This window comes from Paenarthrobacter sp. PH39-S1 (genome assembly GCF_030063245.1).
In the GTDB taxonomy this organism is placed as follows: Bacteria; Actinomycetota; Actinomycetes; order Actinomycetales; family Micrococcaceae; genus Arthrobacter_M.
In genome coordinates, this window is record NZ_JASISR010000016.1 from 42570 (window position 1) to 60842 (window position 18273).

Consider the following 18273-nt stretch of genomic DNA (forward strand, 5'->3'; position numbering starts at 1 on the left):
TTGTTAATCTTTCTGTAAGACAGACTCTCCGACTGCCGGAGGGTCTTAGCCGCGGTGTTCATATTCCGCTTTTACAGAAAAGCGGCTGGCCCTTTTGGGTTTCGCCGCTTGAACTTCAAAATGCGCAACACTACAACTTCCACCAGCATACAGATATTTGGCCTTCGTTTCCACTGCTCGAGTTGATTCACTCGAGTTGATTCACCAGAGATGCCCGTGCAGCCCCATTTTAGGGAGCGGCAGCTTGTCCCGCATAAACGATGGAATGAGCCTCAGCGTTCAGGTTGGGCGGGCTTCCCGACCCGAGGCCCGGCTGCAGCCTCCCGAACGGTGTCGTCGTGACGCCGTACGGGAAGGTTCCGTTCTCAGCCGGCTAGCGGCCGCCATCCCTCCTGCGGCTGCGCTGTTCCTTGGCCGGCAGGCCGTAGGGGTAGACGCCGACGCGGGGTTCGCTGACTTCGGTCAATTTCGCCGTTTCTTCTGCCGTCAGAATAAGATCCGCGGCGGCGAGGTTATCGGTGAGCTGCGCGGTAGTCCGGACCCCAAGGATCACCGATGTCACCCCAGGGCGGTCCGCAAGCCATGCCAATGACACCTGCGGCGCACTCACCTCACGTGCCTTGGCGATTTCTTCCACGGTTCCGATAATCCGCCATGTCTGTTCCTCCGCGTTACGCTGCTTCCACGCTTCCATACCGCGCTCCGGATTCTCCCCGAGCCGCGTGGCGCCTGTCGGAGCCTGATCGCGCCGGTACTTTCCGGACAGCCATCCACCACCCAGAGGGGACCAGGGAAGCAGCCCGATACCGGCGTCACGCGATGCCGGGACAACTTCGAGCTCGATCTCACGCACCAGAAGGCTGTATTGCGGCTGCAGTGTCACCGGGGGAGCCCAGCCGTGTTTTTTGGCAACGTGCACCGCCTTGGTTAATTGCCAGCCCGTGAAGTTGGAAAATCCGTAATAGCCGATTTTCCCGCTGCTGACTGCATCGTCGAGAAAACGCAAAGTCTCCTCGATGGGCGTGAGCGGGTCCCATGCGTGCATCTGGTAGAGATCAATCTGCTCGACGCCCAGTCTTAGCAGGGAAGCATCCAGTGCGCGCCGCAGGTGCCGGCCGGAAGTACCCGCGTCATTGGGACCTGCACCCATGGGGAAGCGGCCCTTGCTGGCAAGGACAACCTGATCCTTTGCCTCGGGACGCTGGGCCAGCCAGCGACCAAGGATCTCCTCTGCGACGCCGGAACTGTAGACGTCGGCGGTGTCAATGAAGTTGCCGCCCGCCTCGACATAGCCATCCAGGATCCGATGCGACGTCTCCTCAGTTGCCTCTGCGCCGAATGTCATTGTTCCCAGCGCGTGCTTGGACACCACCGCTCCGCTGTTTCCGAGATTGCGATACTCCATGGTCCTCCTTATACGTCGGGAACCCGCGGGTCCCCGCCGATGTGAACATTCGATGGGATAGCAGTTGGTGTAACGCGGTTCACTGGTCATTTATTCTCCTGACCGTCCGCGCGCCGAGATCCCCGAGTGCAGCAGCACACGGACTATCGTGCCAACCCAACTCCCGGAAAATGGTCCCTCCGGGCCGTCCCCTTCGGTCGAAACGACGCTTGCCAAGGCCATGAAACGAAGCCTGGCGCTGTCCGCAGGTCTGGTGATGGTTGCTGTTGCTGTCCGCCTGCGATGCTCCCAGCGACATCGGCCACAGAGTGCTGGGCAGGAGGACGAGATTTTCTCGGCTCGCTGTCCTCCACACTGATGGCCTGCGGCTCGGCCGCCGGTCGGCCGCCAACGCATAGGTGACGGGCAATCCCGGGGTCTTAACCGGATTTGAGGCCAGGCGGCCGGCCGATCCTCCCTTGCTGGGCTCCGGGCCGGGCACAGGCCAGCCGTAAACCCGCCGCCCCGAGCGCTGGTTCAGCTCCCGCCGTCGTCGCCCATTCACTGATCACCGCGCCGAGGCTGGCAGCAGCCGTCGACGGTTTGGTTGTCGTTGAGCAGGAACTTGCGGGACGTCCACGCGGTTGGCAGCCAACGGCGGCAGAACCGATGTCCAGCAACGGTGCTGGCGGTGGCCGGGATGGCGATGTTTACCTCGCCGGCTCGTTCGGCAATAGGGTCTCCGTCATCCCCGCGTCGACATTCGCAGTGGGTCTGTACTTCGCCGCACCGGTAGCAAGGACGTTGTCAAACCTGGAAATCCATGCGCGGACGCGGAAAAACCCCGGCGGATCAACGATCCTCCGGGGCTTTTCGTCTGTGCGCGGAAAGGGACTTGAACCCTCACCCCGTTTCCAGGACTAGCACCTCAAGCTAGCGCGTCTGCCATTCCGCCACCCGCGCAGGTGATTTTGCGGCAACGAAACCCCCGTCAAACCGGGTTCGATACGCACAAATGCAGCGAGAAAAACGATAGCACGACTTGGCCGTGAACCTTGAATCGGGACGACGACGGACTCCGCTGTAGTCTGTTCAGATACCCGGAAGTAAGCGAAGGAGCCCGCCGTGAATGCCGTTCGGCCCGAAGATGAAGTCGTCAAAATCTGCCAGGACCTGATCCGGATCGACACCACGAATTTTGGTGACAACGAAGGACCGGGGGAGCGCAAAGCCGCGGAATACACCGCAGCACTGATCGAGGAAGCCGGCCTCAAGACCACAGTCTTTGAATCCGCTCCGGGGCGCACCAGCGTGGTGGCGCGGATGTCGGGCGAAGATCCCGCTGCGGGTGCGCTCGTGGTGCATGGTCATCTGGATGTGGTTCCGGCGCTCAAGGACGACTGGACCATTGACCCATTCGGCGGCGAGGAAAAAGACGGCATGATCTGGGGACGTGGGGCCGTGGACATGAAGGATATGGACGCGATGATCCTCTCGGTACTGCGGGGGATGGCCCGGGACGGTCGCAGGCCCAAGCGGGATATTATCTTTGCATTCTTCGCCGACGAAGAGGCCGGTGGTAACTATGGCGCGTCTTGGGCCGTGGATAACAAACCCGAACTCTTTGACGGAGCCACCGAGGCCATCTCCGAGGTAGGCGGTTTTTCCACCGAGATCGGCGGCCAGCGCGCGTACCTGCTGCAGACGGCGGAAAAAGGCCTGTCCTGGCTCCGCCTGACCGCGCACGGCCGGGCCGGGCACGGCTCGCAGATCAACACGGACAACGCGGTGACCCGGCTGGCTCGTGCCGTCACCCGTATCGGGGACCACCCGTGGCCGGTGGAACTAACCGCCACCACACGGCAGTTCTTGGAAGGCGTTTCCGAGCTCACCGGCGTCGAACTGGATGAAAGCAATCCGGAGAATCTGCTCCGCGAGCTGGGCACGGTGGCCAGATTCGTCGGTGCCACGCTGCAGAATACTGCTAATCCGACATTGCTGAAAAGCGGGTACAAGCACAACGTGATCCCCGGCAGGGCGGAGGCGCTCATCGACGTCCGCACCCTGCCCGGTCAGCAGGAGGAAGTCCTTGAGATCATCAAGGGGCTGGCCGGGGACGGCGTTGAAATCAGCTACGACCATAAGGATGTGTCATTGGAGGTTCCGTTCGCCGGAAATCTGGTGGATTCCATGATTGATGCCCTGCACGCGGAGGATCCCGGTGCAAAAGTGTTGCCCTACACGCTGTCCGGCGGCACGGACAATAAGTCGCTGAGCCGGCTCGGCATCACCGGCTATGGTTTTGCCCCGCTGCGGCTGCCCCCGGAACTTGATTTCACCGGCATGTTCCACGGCGTGGATGAGCGCGTACCCACCGAATCCCTTAAGTTCGGCACCCGGGTGCTGGACCGGCTGCTGAGCACATACTGAGACAGGCTGTCCATGAACATCGACGAATTACTGACCGATGACCTGCTCGCGAGATTCCGGAGCCGCGCGGGCGGTTACGACGAGCGCAATGAATTCTGTCACGAGGACCTGCAGGAGTTAAAAGGCGCCGGATATCTCAATTTGTTTGCCGCGACGGACGACGGCGGTCTCGGCTTTGGTCTGCAGCAGGCCGCTGCTGCACAGCGCCGGCTTGCCACGGCCGCCCCGGCAACCGCTTTGGCGATCAATATGCACCTGGTATGGACCGGCGTCGCCCATTTGCTCGCCGAGCGCGGCGACGACTCGCTGCTCTACGTGCTACGGGAGGCTGTTGCCGGGGAAGTTTTTGCTTTCGGCAACTCGGAGGCCGGAAACGATTCCGTGCTCTTTGATTCCACCACGGTTGCGGTGCCGCACGCGGACGGCTCGTATGCCTTCACCGGCACCAAGATTTTCACCAGCCTGAGTCCGGCCTGGACCCGGCTCGGAATTTTCGGCAAAGACAGCACAGGACCGGAGCCGGTGCTGGTCCATGCCTTCATCAGCCGCGGCACTGCGGGCTATTCAATCAGGAACGATTGGGACACGCTGGGGATGCGCGCCAGCCAGTCCAACACCACGGTTCTCGACGGGGCATCTGCCCCAGCGGACAGGGTATTCCGGAAACTGCCGGTGGGGCCGAACGCCGATCCGCTGATTTTCGCCATCTTCGCGTGTTTTGAAACGCTTCTGGCGGCCGTCTACGCGGGCATCGGCGAGCGGGCACTGCAGTTGGGTGTCGAAGCGGCGCACCGGCGGAAATCGCAGAAATACGGAGGCAGGTCCTATGCTCAAGACCCGGATATCCGCTGGAAGATCGCGGCCGCCGCCATCGCGATGGACGGGCTGTACCCGCAGGTCGAAACGGTGGCGCGCGACGTCGACGAACTGGCAGAGCACGGGGCCCAATGGTTTCCCCGCCTGGTGGGGCTTAAGGTCCGGGCCACGGAAACCGCACGTGACGTGGTGGACCTGGCCGTCCGGGTGTCCGGCGGCGGCACCTACTTCGCAGGGAACGAGTTGGGGAGGCTGTACCGGGATGTGCTGGCCGGGATTTTCCATCCCTCCGACGACGAGTCGGCGCACAATACAGTGGCCAATGCATGGCTTGGACCATTGGACAGCTGACGGGACCGGGGTCCGGACTGCTGGAGGACAGGCGCGCGCAGAGCGCTAAGCCGTCCGCTCCACCCGCAGAATTTTCCTGCGAAGCCAGAACTGCCGTCCGCCGCCAGTATAGATACAGCTGCGCTCCAGCTCCCATTTACCGTATTCGGCGTGCTCGGTCAGCCGCTGCCGAGCCACGGGAAGCGGTTCGGAGGGCGCCACCGTCAGCACAAGGTACTCGTATTGCCGCAGGTAATCGCGTTCCCTGCTGATGGAGCCAGTGCTGAATTGTTCCCTCATAACACTCCATTCTGCCCAAATACGGGACCGAATCCAGCATCCCGACTTGGGATTTTGCGGGGGATTTTCGAGCCTCCGATCGGGCTTACAACTTGTCCAGCGCACTGGTAGCGTTCACCCTATGAGTCTAGATCCTCGCGCCGCCTTGCAGTCCCTTACATCCGCATTCGAGGAACATCTGGTGGCCGCCTCTGCCCGTCGCGGAGACGACGATCCTGCCGTTGAGGCCGCCTACCTGGCGATCGTTGATGCCTTTGAGATCTACGAAGAAGTCCTTTTCGAAAGCTACAACGAAGTTACCCCGTTGGTCATCTACGAGGATGAAGAGGACGCCGAGGAGGACGAGGAAGATTCCGTCGGCGACGACGACGATCTGGAGCCGATCGACGACTGACATCGAACCAGCCCACCGAATCCGCTGCCGATTGGTGAGGCCTGCCCCAGCGCGCATGGCGTTCGCTGCCCTTCGCACGGCCACCTCGGCGTCATTCCGGTGGATATCACCGCCGCCCACCTGTTGATATAGGGCGACCAATAATGTCGGTCGGCGGTGGCAGTGTTGGGGTATGGACGGTTCTACGGGAGCACCGGGCACACCGGGCGGGTCAGGAGCAGAGCCGCCGCGCCTGCATCCGCCGCGCCCGCGTCTGGCGTGCACTCATCCTCAGCGCCCGCGCCCGCGTCTGGCGTGCCTGCGTCTGGCGTACCCGGGCCGGTGGTTCCGGTTTGGAAGGCGGACCGCCCGCGGCGGCCCGAGCCCGTGTTACCGGCCCTGGACCCTCTGTTCACGGCCGTGGTCACGGCAGCCGATGACTGGCTCACCGGTTTGGAGACCATCTACGACAACACCGTCGACGCCCTGACCCAGTGGGCGCGTCTGGAGGCCCGGGTCACGGCCGGGAAAGCCCGTGAGGTTGAACAGTTGCCTTGGCCGGCCACGCAACGATTTACGTGATCGTCAACAAGGTCTTTCGTGCGGCCGGGGTGGAGGATATGAGGGTTGGAACGCGGGTCCTTCGCTACAACGCGGCGTCCAAGCTGTTGCGGGCGGGCACGGCGTTGCCGACGATTTCGGCGATCCTGGGCCATGCCCATTGCGACTCGACCAATGTGTATCTGATCGCCGACACCGAACGATTACTCTCGTGCGTCCTTGCGCTGCCGGAGAGGGTAATCCGATGAGCACGTACGAGTTCACCAGTGTTTTTGCCGGGGAACTGAGGCGGCGTCTCGCCTTTAAACAGGGCATGGGGTGCTACGGAGCATCGCGAATCTGGTACCTGCGCAGCTTCGACGCCTACTGCACGGAACACGGGGTGACGTCTTGCGACCAGCCAGCCGTCGAAGGTTGGGTCATCTTCAAGAAGTCCTCCCAGCCGGGCTCCAGTCCGTCTTGGATGTCATACATCAGGGACTTCGGGCGCTGGATGCGGACGCATAACGATTCGGAAGCGTAGGTGCTTACCGGATCCTGGAAAAGCGGTTTCGTCCGCTCTCAGCCCTACTTGTTGAGCCGCGAGGAAATCTCGTCGTTTTTCTGCTCCGCTACCGAGCTGGAAAACACTTCGCCGTGGAGGTGGCAGTCCGTCGCGTTTTTCGGGCTGATGCATTCGTGCGGGCTTCGGACCTGTGAAACCCGCAGGCTGCGACCCCGGGACGTTGACCTCGTCAAAGGGGAAATCGATGTGCTGTGGTCCAAGGGCAATAGAAGTCGACGTCTGCCGATCAGCGGCCAGGTCATCGATATCCTCGCCGACTGCGACCGCATATCCCGCCGGGAGTTCGGGCAAGAGCCTCCCAGGTTCTTTGTCTCCTCGACCCCAACGCCGGTCTCACCGGCCTCGACCGGGGTTACGTTCAACCGGATCTGGGACCGGGCCGGGTTGCCGCACGCAATCGGTGGCAAACAGCCCCGCCCTACGATTTCAGGCATTAGGCGGACGGCGGGGTTATGTTCCCTGTCTTGGTGTTGTGGCTGGTGGGCGCCATTTCGGGCTGTGGTTTTGGGCACATAATCCCAGCGACCGGCGTCAGCGGGCCAGCGGGCCAGCGGCTCGAGCTGGCCTGCAAGGTACTGTGCGGGGTCCTTTGTATGGTGTCGGTCGCTGCGGGCACCGATGGAGAATCGCTTTGTTAGTTCAGTGCATGAGCAAAGAGTGGGTGATTCTCGTGGGAGAAGCAGATGTCAGATACGCCGTTGAGCGGTTGGCGGCGGTGTTGCTTGAGGCCGGGAGGGCTGAGGCCACGGTCCGGCGCCACAAGGTCATGTTGGAGCGGTTTGCCTTGTTTGTGGGCGGGCGGAGCGTGGAGTTGGTGAGTGATCAGCTGTGTGTCGATTTTATTGCGAAACAGACTGGGGTCAGGTTGGGGTCGTTGCGCGAACCGGTCAAGGACAGTGCCGTCCAGGCGGTTCGTCGGCCGGTGGTGTTGGTGGCGGACGCACTGGCTGGCCGGCCGGTGGAAGTCGACCGGCCGGTGGTGCCGGTGAAGGATGGTTGTCCGACGATGTTTCGTCCGCTCCGGGACGACTACCTCGTTGCCTGTCGTGGGCGTGGCAACGCAGCGGCGACGCACCGACGTAGCGGCTGCGAAAGATCAGCTCAAGGCCGTTGGTTGAGGCCGCGGATGGTCGGAGGCGAACAGGGCCACCGCTGAGGAAACGTGAAGAGCCGGTTAAGTGGCCCCCGCCAAAAATGGTCGCTATTTCCACTCAGAACTGGTTCTGCCTCTCTTGAGCCGAGCAATCGCTACTCCGCCAAATCCATCCTGTGACCGGAAACTGGCACCTTTCAAGGGGAACGAACTGGTCCTGTCGTTGATGGTATACCAGAACTAGTGTTAGCTCCACTTGAGATACGGACTCTGAACAATAGGCAGCCTAACGTTGCTCTTCGTTATGTTTCAGCTCCCCTCATGGCATAATCGCCCATTTTAGGAGTAATTATGATAGGAAGTCGGTGGTCCTTGGCCGTGGCCATGGGAATCCCTGCGCTAGCAATACTTGTCGGAGTTCCCTTAGTCAGCAACAGTCCTCATTCAGTCTTTGGTATACCGGTGGTCTTTGCGTGGTTGTTTGCCTGGCTACCTCTGACAACTCTCTGTTTCTGGATCTCTTGGCGGTACTTCGAAAGCGCCGAATACAATCGGTTGGAAGGAGAAAAGGAATGATTGCGGTTGTCTTTTTCAGTATCATTGCCCTCTCAATCGGTGTGGCTTTGGCCGCGCGGCGCGGATCCACAAGTCGGGGACCGTTGGCTACGTTGATTGCAGGCCGATCCCTGCCGGGCTGGCTGATTTTTTTCCTCGCCGTAGGCGAAATATACAGCGTCGGAACGATGCTCGGATTCCCGGGTGGCATCTACGCCAAGGGAGCGTCATACGGAGTATGGTTTATTGGCTACATTCTCTTGGGCTATGTCTTCGGGTATTTCCTTGCACCTCTGGTCTGGCGTGCTGGCAAGGTGTACAACGCAGTCACTGTGCCGGACGTCATGTACGGCCACTACCGCAGCCGGTCACTCGAAAAGTTAGCCGCTTTGACTTTCGCACTGGCCCTTATACCTTGGGCCGTGTTCCAGTTCGTGGGACTGCAAACAGTCCTCAGCGGGCTCGGACTGCCGGTAAGCCGCCTTGGCATCATTGTCGGATCAGCAGTGATCGCCTTCCTGTACGTAGCTATTTCTGGCATGCGGTCAACTGCTTTTGTTGCAATCGTCAAGGACTTGTTTATGTTCTTGGGTATAACCCTTGTTGGAATTGTTGCCGTAATCGCGGCCAAGGGCGTCCCAGGGGTCTTTGAAGAGGTGGCCACGAGACCAGACATGACCACGATTACTGGCGGGGCTCTGGTATTTGCCATGACGACGATATTTGTACAATCGATCCAATTTTACCTAACTTTTCCCGCGCAGTTCCTTTTCTCCGCAAAATCTGAAAGTTCCATTAAGAAGTCTGTTATTTGGATGCCTTCGTACATGCTCATGTATCCGCTTCTGGTATTCGCGGCATATTACGGCATCAGTCACGCACCCAACCTGGCTAAGCCGGACGGCATCTTTTTAGCGGTCACTCGGGATCTCGCGCCCGAATGGATTGTTGGCCTGGTAGCCGCGGGCGCCGGCTTGTCTGCGCTGATCGTGCTTGCGGGGAACTCATTGATGTTTGGGGGTGTGCTTACACGCAACCTCGTCCCCGCACTTTCCAATTCCAAGACTTCACATAGCGTCAAGTTGGTCATGGGGCTCTTCCTAGTCTTCACAGCAACCCTTTCCACCTTCACTTCGTCAATAATGCTCACATTCCTGAACCTTGCTCTGGCTTTGACGGCCCAGCTCGTACCGGCCTGGTTCGGCGTCATGTTCTTTCGGAAGTTCAAGGCCCCCGCCTTATCGGTGGGCTTGGTCGTCGGGTGTGCCCTTGTGGCGTTCTTTTACTTTTCGAAGCTTGTTCCCGGCAATATCAACACCGGGCTCATTGCGCTGGCAGCAAATCTATCGGTTGTCATCATCCTCAGCATGATCTTCAAGGGAAGCACCTCCGAACACATGCCAGTGGCCAAGCGGGCGAAAGAGATCCTCGGGAAACGCGCTGAAAGTCTGAAAGTTGCCGACCACGATACCGACAAAGTCACTATTTCAAGTACCGGCGCAGCCATGAACGAGGAGGGCTAATGCAGCCAAACACCAGCCTGCTTTTGCGAAATGTCCGTCGCCCATCCGACGCCGACCCGGTGGACATACAGGTCGCTGACGGACACATTGTCACAATCGGGAAGCGACAGCGCGAACAACCCGGGGTAGAAGAAATCGACTGTCAGGGGGCACTCCTTCTGCCTGGACTCATAGACAGCCATTGCCACATCGATAAGACGCTCTGGAGCGGGTCATGGATTCCTCATACCGCAGGTCCAACCGTTGCCGACCGTATATCGGACGAGCGACTCCGCCGTTTCGATGTTGGCTATCCCTCCCGGGAACGCATCACCGCACTGCTGGAGCAAATGTCCAATTGCGGAACGACGAGTATCCGAACTCATACGGACGTTGATCCAGAAGTCGGACTGACTGGAATAGAAGCGGTACAGAAAGCGGCATTCGCTCTCAGAGAACGCATTGATGTTCAGCAGGTGGCCTTCCCCCAGCAAGGAGTCGTAACTCGTCCGGGAACAGCAGCGTTGCTGAAGGATGCAATTGATATGGGGGCTACGGCTATCGGAGGTGTCGACCCTGCCGGATTTGACGGCGACCCTAATGGACAACTGGATGAAATTTTCAACATTGCCTGCAACACCGGTTGTGAAATAGATATCCACCTTCACGACCCCGGCGAACTCGGCGTCTGGCAAATCGTACAAATTATTCAACGGACCAAGAGTATGGGTATGGAAGGCCGGGTCACGGTCAGCCATGCATTCTGCCTTGGTGATATGCCGGCCCCCGTGCAATCAAGAGTATTTAATGGGTTGGCTGAAACACGGATTTCATTGACGACGGCGGCGGTTTTCAGCCGGCCTGTGTTGCCACTGAAAATACTTGCTGATGAAGGAATAAACGTCGGATCTGGAAATGACGGCATTCGAGACCTGTGGTCCCCATATGGAAACGGCGACATGCTCGAACGTGCCATGTTCGTTGCCTATCGCGGCGACCTTCGCCGTGATCAGGACATTGAGTTGGCCCTGGACACGGCCACTCACAACGGCGCGAAAATCTTGGGTCTTGAGAACTATGGTTTGGACGTCGGATGCAAGGCGGACCTTGTCGTGGTCCAGGCACACAACGTTGCTGAAGCTGTGGTCAGCCATCCTCTGCGGGGCTTGGTTATAAAGAATGGACAGGTTGTCATGAGCGGGACAAGTCCGACAAAAGGCTCTGGGGAGGGTAAACAGCAGCTTCAATCACGCCGCTTTAGCACAGCACGGAGCTCAGGACCTAGGGTTGACGCCCTGCTTGCCCCTCCCGAATCCCTGAGAGACGAGTACGTTTTCGCCCACCTACAAAAAGGACCTTGAGATGACACTTATCCGGCTCTTCAGAATTGAGAGTGTAGTCAGCGTTGCCGTGTGAGGAGTCCGGGGCGGGAGGTTGTTTCGGCTGAGGTGAGGGCTTTGGGAGAGAATCGGATTGTCTAGATCGTGATTCCTCGTGCCTCTTGGCCCTCGTGTTCCACGCTACCTTCCATAGCCCTGACCTGACCACATTCTGCCGCATCGATGAGCTCCAGGGCTCTGGACATGTCGGGTTGGGGTTGGGGGGATGTGCTGGCAAATACGGCGTGATGGTACGGGTAGTCCGGGTAGGTGGTACCGCTGGTTTCGGGGACTCGGTACTGGCCAGAAATCGTTGTCCTGGATTTCTGGCCAGTATTCGGGGTGACCGTCGCCGGCAAGGGCGTTGGTGTCTACGGGATGTTGTGTCAGAACGACCCGGTCGTATGGTTTCGCGGCTTCCCGCGAAGTCCATCCCGAGGGAGAAGCCTCTGGCCGGCCGGGAACTCGGGGCCGAGTTGACGTCGCCCGATGAGACTCCTCCGGCCGAAATCGAACCGCCGTTCTAGAAGCACCGCTGGAGGATTTCTGGAAACTCCAATGTCGGCTGGTAGGCGGCATCAGGGTCCTGCCTGCCATGTCGGGACTGCCGGGCCTCAATTGCACGAGCGGGCCCGTCGTGTCGGGTGGCTCCGGACTGCCGGGCCGGGACTAAGGAGCCGGGACTAACGGGCCGGGGTGGAGATTTCGTCGAGAACCGCTTCAATCTGCTCGGGTAAGGGCTCCAGGGTCGCATCGAGGATCTGCTTAAGCTGCCCTGCCGTGCGGGCCCCGACCACGGTTCCCGAGACGGCGGGGCGGCTCAGCAGCCAGCTGAGTGCTACGTCCAGGGGTTGCCGGTCGAGGCCCTTGGCAGCGGTAACAACCGCCTCCGTGACCCGGGCGGGAAGCCCTGAAAGATAAGGCTGGACATACCCGGCCAGCGCATCGTTCGCGCCCCTGGAATCGGCCGGGATCTGGCCCCGGTATTTCCCGGTCAGTGCGCCCCGTCCCAGCGGTGCCCAGCACAGCAGGCCGATGCCCAGATGTTCCGCAGCAGGCGTCACTTCCGCTTCGGCACCTCGTTGCAGCAGCGAATATTCCACCTGATTAGCGACCAGCGGCGTTCGGGATAACGTAGCAGCGCGGGCGAGTTGCCAGCCGCTGTAGTTGGAGACTCCGGCGTAGCGGACCCGACCGGATGTCACGGCGTAATCCAGGGCGCTGAGAGTTTCCTCCAGCGGGACGTTATCGTCCCAGGCGTGCGCCAGCCACAGGTCCAGATGGTCGATGCTGAGCCGGGCCAGCGATGAATCCAGGGCTGTGAGCATCGCCCGCCGGGAGGTGTCCACCATCCGTTTTCCGTTGCGTCGGGTAATTCCGGCCTTCGAGACCAAAACAACCTCGCTGCGGGCTACTACGTCGCCGACCATCGCGCCCAGGATTGCTTCGCTTCGACCTTCACCGTAGGTCACTGACGTGTCGATGGTGGTGCCGCCGGCAGCGGTGTAGGCACGGAGCTGGTCGCGCGCGGTTTCCTCGTCAGTGTCCGTTCCCCAGGACATGGTGCCGAGGGCCACGGCGGAAACACGCAGTCCGCTGGTGCCTACGTATCGTTGCTGCATAACGCCAGCTTACGTGCCGGAAAGACAATGTTTTGTGCGTTACGGGCGTTGCGGCAGGGACCTCGCGATTTGTGCCTTAAGGTCGGAAGGTGAACTGGTTTGAAGCTGCCTTCCTCGGCCTGGTACAGGGCCTGACCGAATTCCTTCCCATCTCCTCAAGCGCGCATCTGTTTGTCGTCGGGAAGTTCCTGCCGACCGGTACCGATCCGGGTGCCGCATTTACCGCGGTGAGCCAATTAGGCACCGAGACCGCCGTGATCGTGTTTTTCTGGAGGGACATAGTCCGGATCATCAAGGCGTGGTTCGGCGCCTTGCGGGGTCGGGTGCCGCGGGACAACCCGGATGTGCGGATGGGCTGGCTGGTGATTGTCGGAACCGTGCCAATCGTGGTCCTGGGCATTCTGTTCCAGAACGCGATTGAATCATCGCTGCGGAATCTGTGGATCGTGGCGACGACGTTGATCGTTTTCGGCCTGATCCTGGCGGTTGCCGACGCGGTCGCGAAACAGGAACGCGACCTGAAGGATCTGAGCGTGAAACACGGCATCCTCTTCGGCTTCGCCCAGGCGTTGGCGCTGATTCCCGGCGTGTCCCGTTCCGGCGGAACCATCACGGCCGGCCTGCTGATGGGTTACACCCGGGAAGCGACCGCCCGGTACTCATTCCTGCTCGCCATTCCCGCTGTCTTTGGCAGCGGTCTCTACGAGTTGTATAGGATCTTTGCCAAGCACGAGGGCGCGCAGGGGCCATTCGGGGTTGGTGAAACGGCCTTGGCCACCGTCATCGCGTTTGCGGTGGGATATCTGATCATTGGCTGGTTCCTGAAATACATCTCAACCAGAAGCTTCCGGATCTTTGTCTGGTACCGGATCGCCCTGGGTCTTTTGCTGTTCGTGCTGCTCGGGTTCGGCGTGATCACTCCCGGCCAGTAGGCTAAAGCGGTGAAGTCTTGGAATTCCCGTCCCGTTCCGCAGCTCGCCGGATCGATGGCCGCCCTTAGTCTGCACGAAACCAGTTCAGGAGCGGTCCGTCCGCTGCCCGTCCAGGATTCGGCCAGCATGTACGTTTGCGGCATCACTCCCTACGATGCGACGCACATTGGCCATGCAGCCACCTACGTTGCGTTCGATCTGCTGAACCGTGCCTGGCGTGACGCCGGCCAAAGTGTCAGCTACGTTCAGAATGTGACGGATGTGGACGATCCGCTGCTGGAGCGTGCGGTCCGCGACGGCGTGGATTGGCGCGAGTTGGCCGTCGAACAGACGGATCTGTTCCGGGCGGACATGGAAGCGCTCAACGTTCTCGCACCGGAACATTACATCGGCGCCGTGGAATCCATTGAGTGGATTGTTCCGCAGGTTGAACGGCTCGTGGCAGCGGGCTTGGCGTACTCCGTGCCAGGGTCGGATGGGGAGCCTTCCGGAGATATCTACTTCTCCGTCGAGGCGGCTTCCACGCCGGCCGCAGGCGGCACTCATGACGGCGGCTCGGTTGCTGTCGGCGGGACCCGTGAGGGCGCAGCGGTTGCCGTCAGGGCAGCCGACGACGGCGCATGGTGGCTTGGGCAGGTCAGCGGGCTGACGCCGCAGGAGATGTTGCCCGTTTTTGCCGAGCGCGGGGGAGACCCCGACCGGGCAGGCAAGCGTAATGCGCTGGATCCGTTGCTGTGGCGCGTGGCCCGCGAGGGCGAGCCGTGCTGGAGTGGTGCGACCCTCGGCGCGGGGCGCCCCGGCTGGCACATCGAATGCACGGTCATTGCCCAGCGTTTTCTGCCCGTTCCGTTTACGGTCCAGGGCGGCGGTTCCGATTTGGTCTTTCCGCACCATGAGATGGGAGCGGGGCATGCCTATGCCCTGAGCGGTATTGAGATGGCGCGGCACTACGTGCATACCGGAATGGTGGGGCTGGACGGTGAGAAAATGAGCAAGTCAAAGGGGAATCTCGTCCTGGTCTCCAAGCTGCGGGCTGGTGGTGTTGACCCTGTTGCCATCCGGCTGGCGATCCTGGCCCATCACTACCGCAGCGACTGGTGCTGGACGGACGGGGTCCTGGCGGAGGCAAAGGAACGGCTGCTGCGCTGGAGGCAGGCACTGGTTGATACACGCCCCGGGTCCGCAGCTGCGCTGGTTTCCGGGGTGCGGGCGGCGCTGGCCGCTGATCTGGATGCTCCGCGGGCACTGGCGGTCGTGGATAGGTGGGCGGCCGCTCAGCCGGCCTCCGGAACGCGACCTGCTGACCGGCATTCCGGGTTGGATTCCGCGGTCGTTACGGACGCGCTCGAGGCGCTGCTCGGCGTCGTCGTCCAGCCTTAAGGCATGTCCTTGCCGCGTCGTTTGAGGTAACGCTCGAATTCGCGGGCGATGGATTCCCCGCTGGCCTCGGGCAGTTCCGCGGTGTCCTTTGCCTCCTCCAGTTGCCGGACGTAGGCGGCGATTTCCGGGTCCTCAGTGGCAAGCTCGTCGACCCCCCGTTCCCAAGCCTGGGATTCCTCTGCCATTTCCTGCGTGTCAAAGGTAATCTGCAGCAAGTCCTCGATCTGGTTCAGCAGGGCCAGCTGCGCCTTAGGTGATGGCGCCTGCGCGACGTAGTGCGGGACGGCGGCCCATAGCGACACCGTGGGCAGCCCCGCGAGCAGGGCCAATTCGGCCAGCACCCCGACAATGCCAATCGGGCCTTCATACTGTGAGGATTCAAGATTCAAGCGGGTCCGCAGCTCGTCGTCGTCGCTGGTGGTGGTCACGGGGATCGGCCGGCTGTGCGGTACATCCGCCAGCAGGGCACCGACCAGCACGACATAATTCACATTCAGTCCGGCGGCATGTGCCAGCAGCTCGGCCGTGTAGGCGCGCCACCGGTACGACGGTTCGATGCCGTGCACAAACACCACGTCCACATTTGATCCCGGCACCGAGGCCTTAGTGAGCTTCGTGGTGGGCCACTTGATTTTGCGCGCTCCGGCGGCGTTGCGTCTCACGGCGGGCCGGGTGAACTGAAAGTCGTAGTACTCATCCGGGTTGAGCGTGGCGACTTTTTTGGCGCCCCACAGCCGGTGCAGGTACTTGAGGCAGTCACTGGCGGCTTCGCCTGCGTCATTCCAGCCTTCGAATGCCGCGAGCATGACAGTGACCCGTTCGCCGTCGGGCACGGACTCGATCAGCCGGCTCACGGGAGACGTGGCGCCTTCGTCGTAACTCATCACGCCTCCACCCTACGACGGCGGGGACTTGACGGGCACCAATTACGGCTAAGAGCTTAGCGGCGCTCCAGGCGGCTGGGTCGGATGCACATTCGCGCTGAGCATAGACGCCACTGGCTTCCCGTGGCGCCCCGTAGACTGGATCCATGCATTCTTCGGCGGTTTCCAGCGTTCAGTCCAGAGATTCGGGGGTGCCCGGTGATGCCGGGCAGAGGCCTCGGACGGCCACCCTCAAGGCTGCGCTCTGGGACATGGACGGCACCTTGGTGGATACGGAGCCGTACTGGATCAGCGCGGAATTTGCTCTGGTCCACGCCCATGGTGGTACATGGAGCCAGGAACAGGCCATGGGCATGGTGGGGCAGTCGTTGGTGCACTCTGCCGGTGTGCTCCAGCAGGCCGGCGTCCGGATGGAGATCCGTGAAATCATCGATCATTTGACCGCCGAGGTGATCCGGCAGGTGCGGCAGGAAATTCCATGGCGGCCGGGCGCGCGGGAACTGCTGCATGGACTCTTCGAAGCCGGCGTGCGCTGTGCGCTGGTGACGATGAGCGAGACCCCGCTGGCGGCTGAAATTGTTACTGGTTTGCCGCAGGAGTATTTCGAATTCATGGTCACCGGTGACGCAGTCACACACGGTAAGCCGCATCCGGAACCCTATCTGACCGCGGTGCAGCGGTTGCGGGTGCTGGATCCGCAGCTGAGTATCCACGAGTGCCTGGCACTGGAGGACTCCATACCCGGCGTCGCCTCCGCGCAGGCTTCAGGCGTGGTGACGCTGGCGATTCCCCACTCGGTGCCGCTGCCCGAGGATGCGGGCCGTACCACCTGGACGTCGTTGGCCGGACGTAGCGTGGAAGACCTGCGTGGATTGGTCTGCGACCGGGCTGTCCAACTCGCCGCCGGATTGATCCCCACAGTCGGGGTCGCCGCCGCTTCCGCACCCGTCGGTTCCACAGCCACTGGTAGCGCAGAGTGAGTACGCCCGCGACCGGTGCGAGGATAGTGCGCGAGGGGATTCCGATGGGCAGGATTGCGGGCATCCCGATCGTCTTGGCCTACTCCTGGTTTTTGATTGCGGCGGTTACCGTGTTCCTCTTCGGCCCGCAGCTGGCCCAGGGCTATCCCGGCTTGGGCGCCGGCGCCTACGGTGTGGCTTTCATTTACGCCCTGCTGCTGCTGTTCTCGGTACTGGTCCACGAGCTTGCACACGCGCTGATGGCAAAGGTGTATCACTGGCCCACGCAGAAGATCGTGCTGAACCTCTGGGGCGGCCACACCCAGTTTGAGAATTTCACAGCCACTCCGGGACGTTCGCTGTTGGTGGCGTTTGCCGGACCGGTGGCCAACATCGCGCTGGCCGGGCTGGGCTGGCTGCTGCTCAATAACCTTGCCGTACCGCAGACCCTGCAGGCGGCAGTGCTGAGCACGCTGGTCAACATCTTCGTGTGGGCCAATCTGCTGATCGGCGCGTTCAATGTGCTGCCCGGTTTACCGCTCGACGGCGGCCGGTTGGTTGAGTCGATTGTCTGGAAGGCAACCGGAAGCCAGGAAAAGGGAACAGTCGCGGCGGGCTGGGCCGGTCGAATCATCGTGGTCCTGCTGGTCCTCGCCGTCGTTGGGTTACCGTTGCTCAACGGTGGCCAGCCGAGCAGCACCAACATTTTGGTTACGGTGTTCATTGCCGGTTTCCTCTGGCTGGGCGCCACCGCTGCGATCAGCAATGCCCGGATGCGGCTGCGGCTGCCGGAGATCAGCGCCGGCCGGCTCAGCGACAGGGCTGTCGGCATGCCGGACGGGTCCTCCGTGGCGCAGGTGCTCGCCGTGGGCGGGTCAAATCCTGGGCTTTCCATTGTGCTGTGTACGCCCGACGGCAGGCCCTCGGCGATCGTGGACCAAAACGTGCTGGCCAGTGTTCCCGGTGCCGTTGCAGTTAACACGCCGGCCACGGCGGTGGCCAGAAATCTTGCTGCCGGTGCGTATGTGCCGCAGTCGGCCTCGGGACAGGAACTGGTCCAGTATCTGGCTCAGCTGGCCGGCAGCGAATACGCTGTGATCGATCAGCGCGGTCAGGTGACGGGGGTGCTCAGCCAGGCCGTGGTGGTCGCTGCCATTACCGGCAAACCCGACCCCCGGCTGAGCAGTTGACCAGCTGACAGCCGGAGG

At 61.4% G+C, this 18273-nt stretch carries 20 protein-coding genes and 1 tRNA gene; 16 read left to right on the forward strand and 5 right to left on the reverse strand.

Annotation, left to right across the window (positions count from 1 at the left end):
• A partial coding sequence (locus QMG52_RS11790) for a hypothetical protein (protein ID WP_283560594.1) occupies positions 1 to 200 on the forward strand: 200 nt, incomplete at its 5' end.
• 173 nt (positions 201 to 373) lie between these two features.
• Here QMG52_RS11790 and QMG52_RS11795 read toward each other — a convergent pair.
• Together QMG52_RS11795 and QMG52_RS11800 are read right to left on the reverse strand one after the other, a co-directional pair.
• On the reverse strand, positions 374 to 1405 hold the full coding sequence (locus QMG52_RS11795; protein WP_283560595.1) for an aldo/keto reductase: 1032 nt from the start codon (positions 1403 to 1405) through the stop codon (positions 374 to 376).
• Between the two features lie 859 nt (positions 1406 to 2264).
• Positions 2265 to 2347: transfer RNA gene (locus QMG52_RS11800), tRNA-Leu, on the reverse strand.
• A 162-nt stretch (positions 2348 to 2509) separates the two neighbouring features.
• Between QMG52_RS11800 and QMG52_RS11805 the strand changes: the two genes are divergently transcribed.
• Both QMG52_RS11805 and QMG52_RS11810 read left to right on the forward strand, forming a co-directional pair.
• The gene (locus QMG52_RS11805) at positions 2510 to 3814 is read left to right on the forward strand and encodes a M20/M25/M40 family metallo-hydrolase (protein ID WP_283560596.1); all 1305 of its coding nucleotides are present in this window, start codon (positions 2510 to 2512) and stop codon (positions 3812 to 3814) included.
• A gap of 12 nt (positions 3815 to 3826) precedes the next feature.
• On the forward strand, positions 3827 to 4981 hold the full coding sequence (locus tag QMG52_RS11810) for an acyl-CoA dehydrogenase family protein (RefSeq protein WP_283560597.1): 1155 nt from the start codon (positions 3827 to 3829) through the stop codon (positions 4979 to 4981).
• Positions 4982 to 5026: 45 nt separating this feature from the next.
• Here the strand turns inward: QMG52_RS11810 and QMG52_RS11815 are convergent, their stop codons facing one another.
• Positions 5027 to 5260: a DUF5703 family protein gene (locus QMG52_RS11815; protein WP_283560598.1), complete on the reverse strand. Its 234-nt coding sequence runs from the start codon at positions 5258 to 5260 to the stop codon at positions 5027 to 5029.
• 121 nt (positions 5261 to 5381) lie between these two features.
• Here QMG52_RS11815 and QMG52_RS11820 point away from each other — a divergent pair, with 121 nt between their 5' ends.
• From QMG52_RS11820 to QMG52_RS11850, 9 genes are all read left to right on the forward strand, one after another.
• Positions 5382 to 5654 carry a hypothetical protein gene (locus QMG52_RS11820; protein ID WP_283560599.1) on the forward strand — a complete coding sequence of 91 codons (273 nt, stop codon included), beginning with the start codon at positions 5382 to 5384 and terminating at the stop codon, positions 5652 to 5654.
• Between the two features lie 399 nt (positions 5655 to 6053).
• Positions 6054 to 6215 carry a hypothetical protein gene (locus QMG52_RS11825; RefSeq protein WP_283560600.1) on the forward strand — a complete coding sequence of 54 codons (162 nt, stop codon included), beginning with the start codon at positions 6054 to 6056 and terminating at the stop codon, positions 6213 to 6215.
• Positions 6212 to 6442, forward strand: coding sequence for a tyrosine-type recombinase/integrase (locus tag QMG52_RS11830; RefSeq protein WP_283560601.1), 231 nt, complete (start codon positions 6212 to 6214; stop codon positions 6440 to 6442). The genes QMG52_RS11825 and QMG52_RS11830 overlap by 4 nt, the downstream gene beginning before the upstream one ends.
• Positions 6439 to 6717, forward strand: coding sequence for a hypothetical protein (locus QMG52_RS11835; protein WP_283560602.1), 279 nt, complete (start codon positions 6439 to 6441; stop codon positions 6715 to 6717). Before QMG52_RS11830 ends, QMG52_RS11835 begins: the two co-directional genes overlap by 4 nt.
• 147 nt (positions 6718 to 6864) lie before the next feature.
• A complete protein-coding gene (locus tag QMG52_RS22295; RefSeq protein ID WP_502920513.1) occupies positions 6865 to 7275 on the forward strand; it encodes a tyrosine-type recombinase/integrase in 411 nt (136 codons plus the stop codon).
• A 130-nt stretch (positions 7276 to 7405) separates the two neighbouring features.
• On the forward strand, positions 7406 to 7915 hold the full coding sequence (locus QMG52_RS11840; RefSeq protein WP_283560603.1) for a hypothetical protein: 510 nt from the start codon (positions 7406 to 7408) through the stop codon (positions 7913 to 7915).
• A 321-nt stretch (positions 7916 to 8236) separates the two neighbouring features.
• A complete protein-coding gene (locus tag QMG52_RS22300) occupies positions 8237 to 8428 on the forward strand; it encodes a DUF3311 domain-containing protein (RefSeq protein WP_502920514.1) in 192 nt (63 codons plus the stop codon).
• The gene (locus tag QMG52_RS11845; protein ID WP_283560604.1) at positions 8425 to 9930 is read left to right on the forward strand and encodes a sodium:solute symporter family protein; all 1506 of its coding nucleotides are present in this window, start codon (positions 8425 to 8427) and stop codon (positions 9928 to 9930) included. Before QMG52_RS22300 ends, QMG52_RS11845 begins: the two co-directional genes overlap by 4 nt.
• On the forward strand, positions 9930 to 11270 hold the full coding sequence (locus QMG52_RS11850) for an amidohydrolase family protein (RefSeq protein ID WP_283560605.1): 1341 nt from the start codon (positions 9930 to 9932) through the stop codon (positions 11268 to 11270). Before QMG52_RS11845 ends, QMG52_RS11850 begins: the two co-directional genes overlap by 1 nt.
• Before the next feature lie 701 nt (positions 11271 to 11971).
• Here the strand turns inward: QMG52_RS11850 and QMG52_RS11855 are convergent.
• Positions 11972 to 12910 (reverse strand): aldo/keto reductase, encoded by a 939-nt coding sequence (locus QMG52_RS11855; RefSeq protein ID WP_283560606.1) that lies wholly within the window; start codon positions 12908 to 12910, stop codon positions 11972 to 11974.
• 89 nt (positions 12911 to 12999) lie between these two features.
• Here QMG52_RS11855 and QMG52_RS11860 point away from each other — a divergent pair, with 89 nt between their 5' ends.
• Together QMG52_RS11860 and mshC are read left to right on the forward strand one after the other, a co-directional pair.
• Complete coding sequence (locus QMG52_RS11860) at positions 13000 to 13842, forward strand: undecaprenyl-diphosphate phosphatase (RefSeq protein WP_283560607.1); 843 nt, start codon at positions 13000 to 13002, stop codon at positions 13840 to 13842.
• Positions 13843 to 13851: 9 nt separating this feature from the next.
• The gene (mshC, locus tag QMG52_RS11865) at positions 13852 to 15222 is read left to right on the forward strand and encodes a cysteine--1-D-myo-inosityl 2-amino-2-deoxy-alpha-D-glucopyranoside ligase (RefSeq protein ID WP_283560608.1); all 1371 of its coding nucleotides are present in this window, start codon (positions 13852 to 13854) and stop codon (positions 15220 to 15222) included.
• Here mshC and QMG52_RS11870 read toward each other — a convergent pair.
• On the reverse strand, positions 15219 to 16106 hold the full coding sequence (locus QMG52_RS11870; RefSeq protein WP_283560609.1) for a PAC2 family protein: 888 nt from the start codon (positions 16104 to 16106) through the stop codon (positions 15219 to 15221). The two genes, mshC and QMG52_RS11870, sit on opposite strands and share 4 nt — an antisense overlap.
• A gap of 146 nt (positions 16107 to 16252) precedes the next feature.
• Here QMG52_RS11870 and QMG52_RS11875 point away from each other — a divergent pair, with 146 nt between their 5' ends.
• Positions 16253 to 17086 carry an HAD family hydrolase gene (locus QMG52_RS11875; RefSeq protein WP_283560610.1) on the forward strand — a complete coding sequence of 278 codons (834 nt, stop codon included), beginning with the start codon at positions 16253 to 16255 and terminating at the stop codon, positions 17084 to 17086.
• A gap of 44 nt (positions 17087 to 17130) precedes the next feature.
• Positions 17131 to 18255 (forward strand): site-2 protease family protein, encoded by a 1125-nt coding sequence (locus QMG52_RS11880; protein WP_283560611.1) that lies wholly within the window; start codon positions 17131 to 17133, stop codon positions 18253 to 18255.
• Positions 18256 to 18273 lie beyond the last annotated feature (18 nt).

Bases quoted from the DNA above. Each gene is read 5' to 3' on its own strand.
- QMG52_RS11795 (WP_283560595.1), bottom strand. From the start codon at position 1,405: ATGGAGTATCGCAATCTCGGAAACAGCGGAGCGGTGGTGTCCAAGCAC.
- QMG52_RS11810 (WP_283560597.1), top strand. From the start codon at position 3,827: ATGAACATCGACGAATTACTGACCGATGACCTGCTCGCGAGATTCCGG.
- QMG52_RS11815 (WP_283560598.1), bottom strand. From the start codon at position 5,260: ATGAGGGAACAATTCAGCACTGGCTCCATCAGCAGGGAACGCGATTAC.
- QMG52_RS11820 (WP_283560599.1), top strand. From the start codon at position 5,382: ATGAGTCTAGATCCTCGCGCCGCCTTGCAGTCCCTTACATCCGCATTC.
- QMG52_RS11835 (WP_283560602.1), top strand. From the start codon at position 6,439: ATGAGCACGTACGAGTTCACCAGTGTTTTTGCCGGGGAACTGAGGCGG.
- QMG52_RS22295 (WP_502920513.1), top strand. From the start codon at position 6,865: ATGCATTCGTGCGGGCTTCGGACCTGTGAAACCCGCAGGCTGCGACCC.
- QMG52_RS11840 (WP_283560603.1), top strand. From the start codon at position 7,406: ATGAGCAAAGAGTGGGTGATTCTCGTGGGAGAAGCAGATGTCAGATAC.
- QMG52_RS22300 (WP_502920514.1), top strand. From the start codon at position 8,237: ATGGGAATCCCTGCGCTAGCAATACTTGTCGGAGTTCCCTTAGTCAGC.
- QMG52_RS11845 (WP_283560604.1), top strand. From the start codon at position 8,425: ATGATTGCGGTTGTCTTTTTCAGTATCATTGCCCTCTCAATCGGTGTG.
- QMG52_RS11850 (WP_283560605.1), top strand. From the start codon at position 9,930: ATGCAGCCAAACACCAGCCTGCTTTTGCGAAATGTCCGTCGCCCATCC.
- QMG52_RS11855 (WP_283560606.1), bottom strand. From the start codon at position 12,910: ATGCAGCAACGATACGTAGGCACCAGCGGACTGCGTGTTTCCGCCGTG.
- QMG52_RS11870 (WP_283560609.1), bottom strand. From the start codon at position 16,106: ATGAGTTACGACGAAGGCGCCACGTCTCCCGTGAGCCGGCTGATCGAG.
- QMG52_RS11875 (WP_283560610.1), top strand. From the start codon at position 16,253: ATGCATTCTTCGGCGGTTTCCAGCGTTCAGTCCAGAGATTCGGGGGTG.
- QMG52_RS11880 (WP_283560611.1), top strand. From the start codon at position 17,131: ATGGGCAGGATTGCGGGCATCCCGATCGTCTTGGCCTACTCCTGGTTT.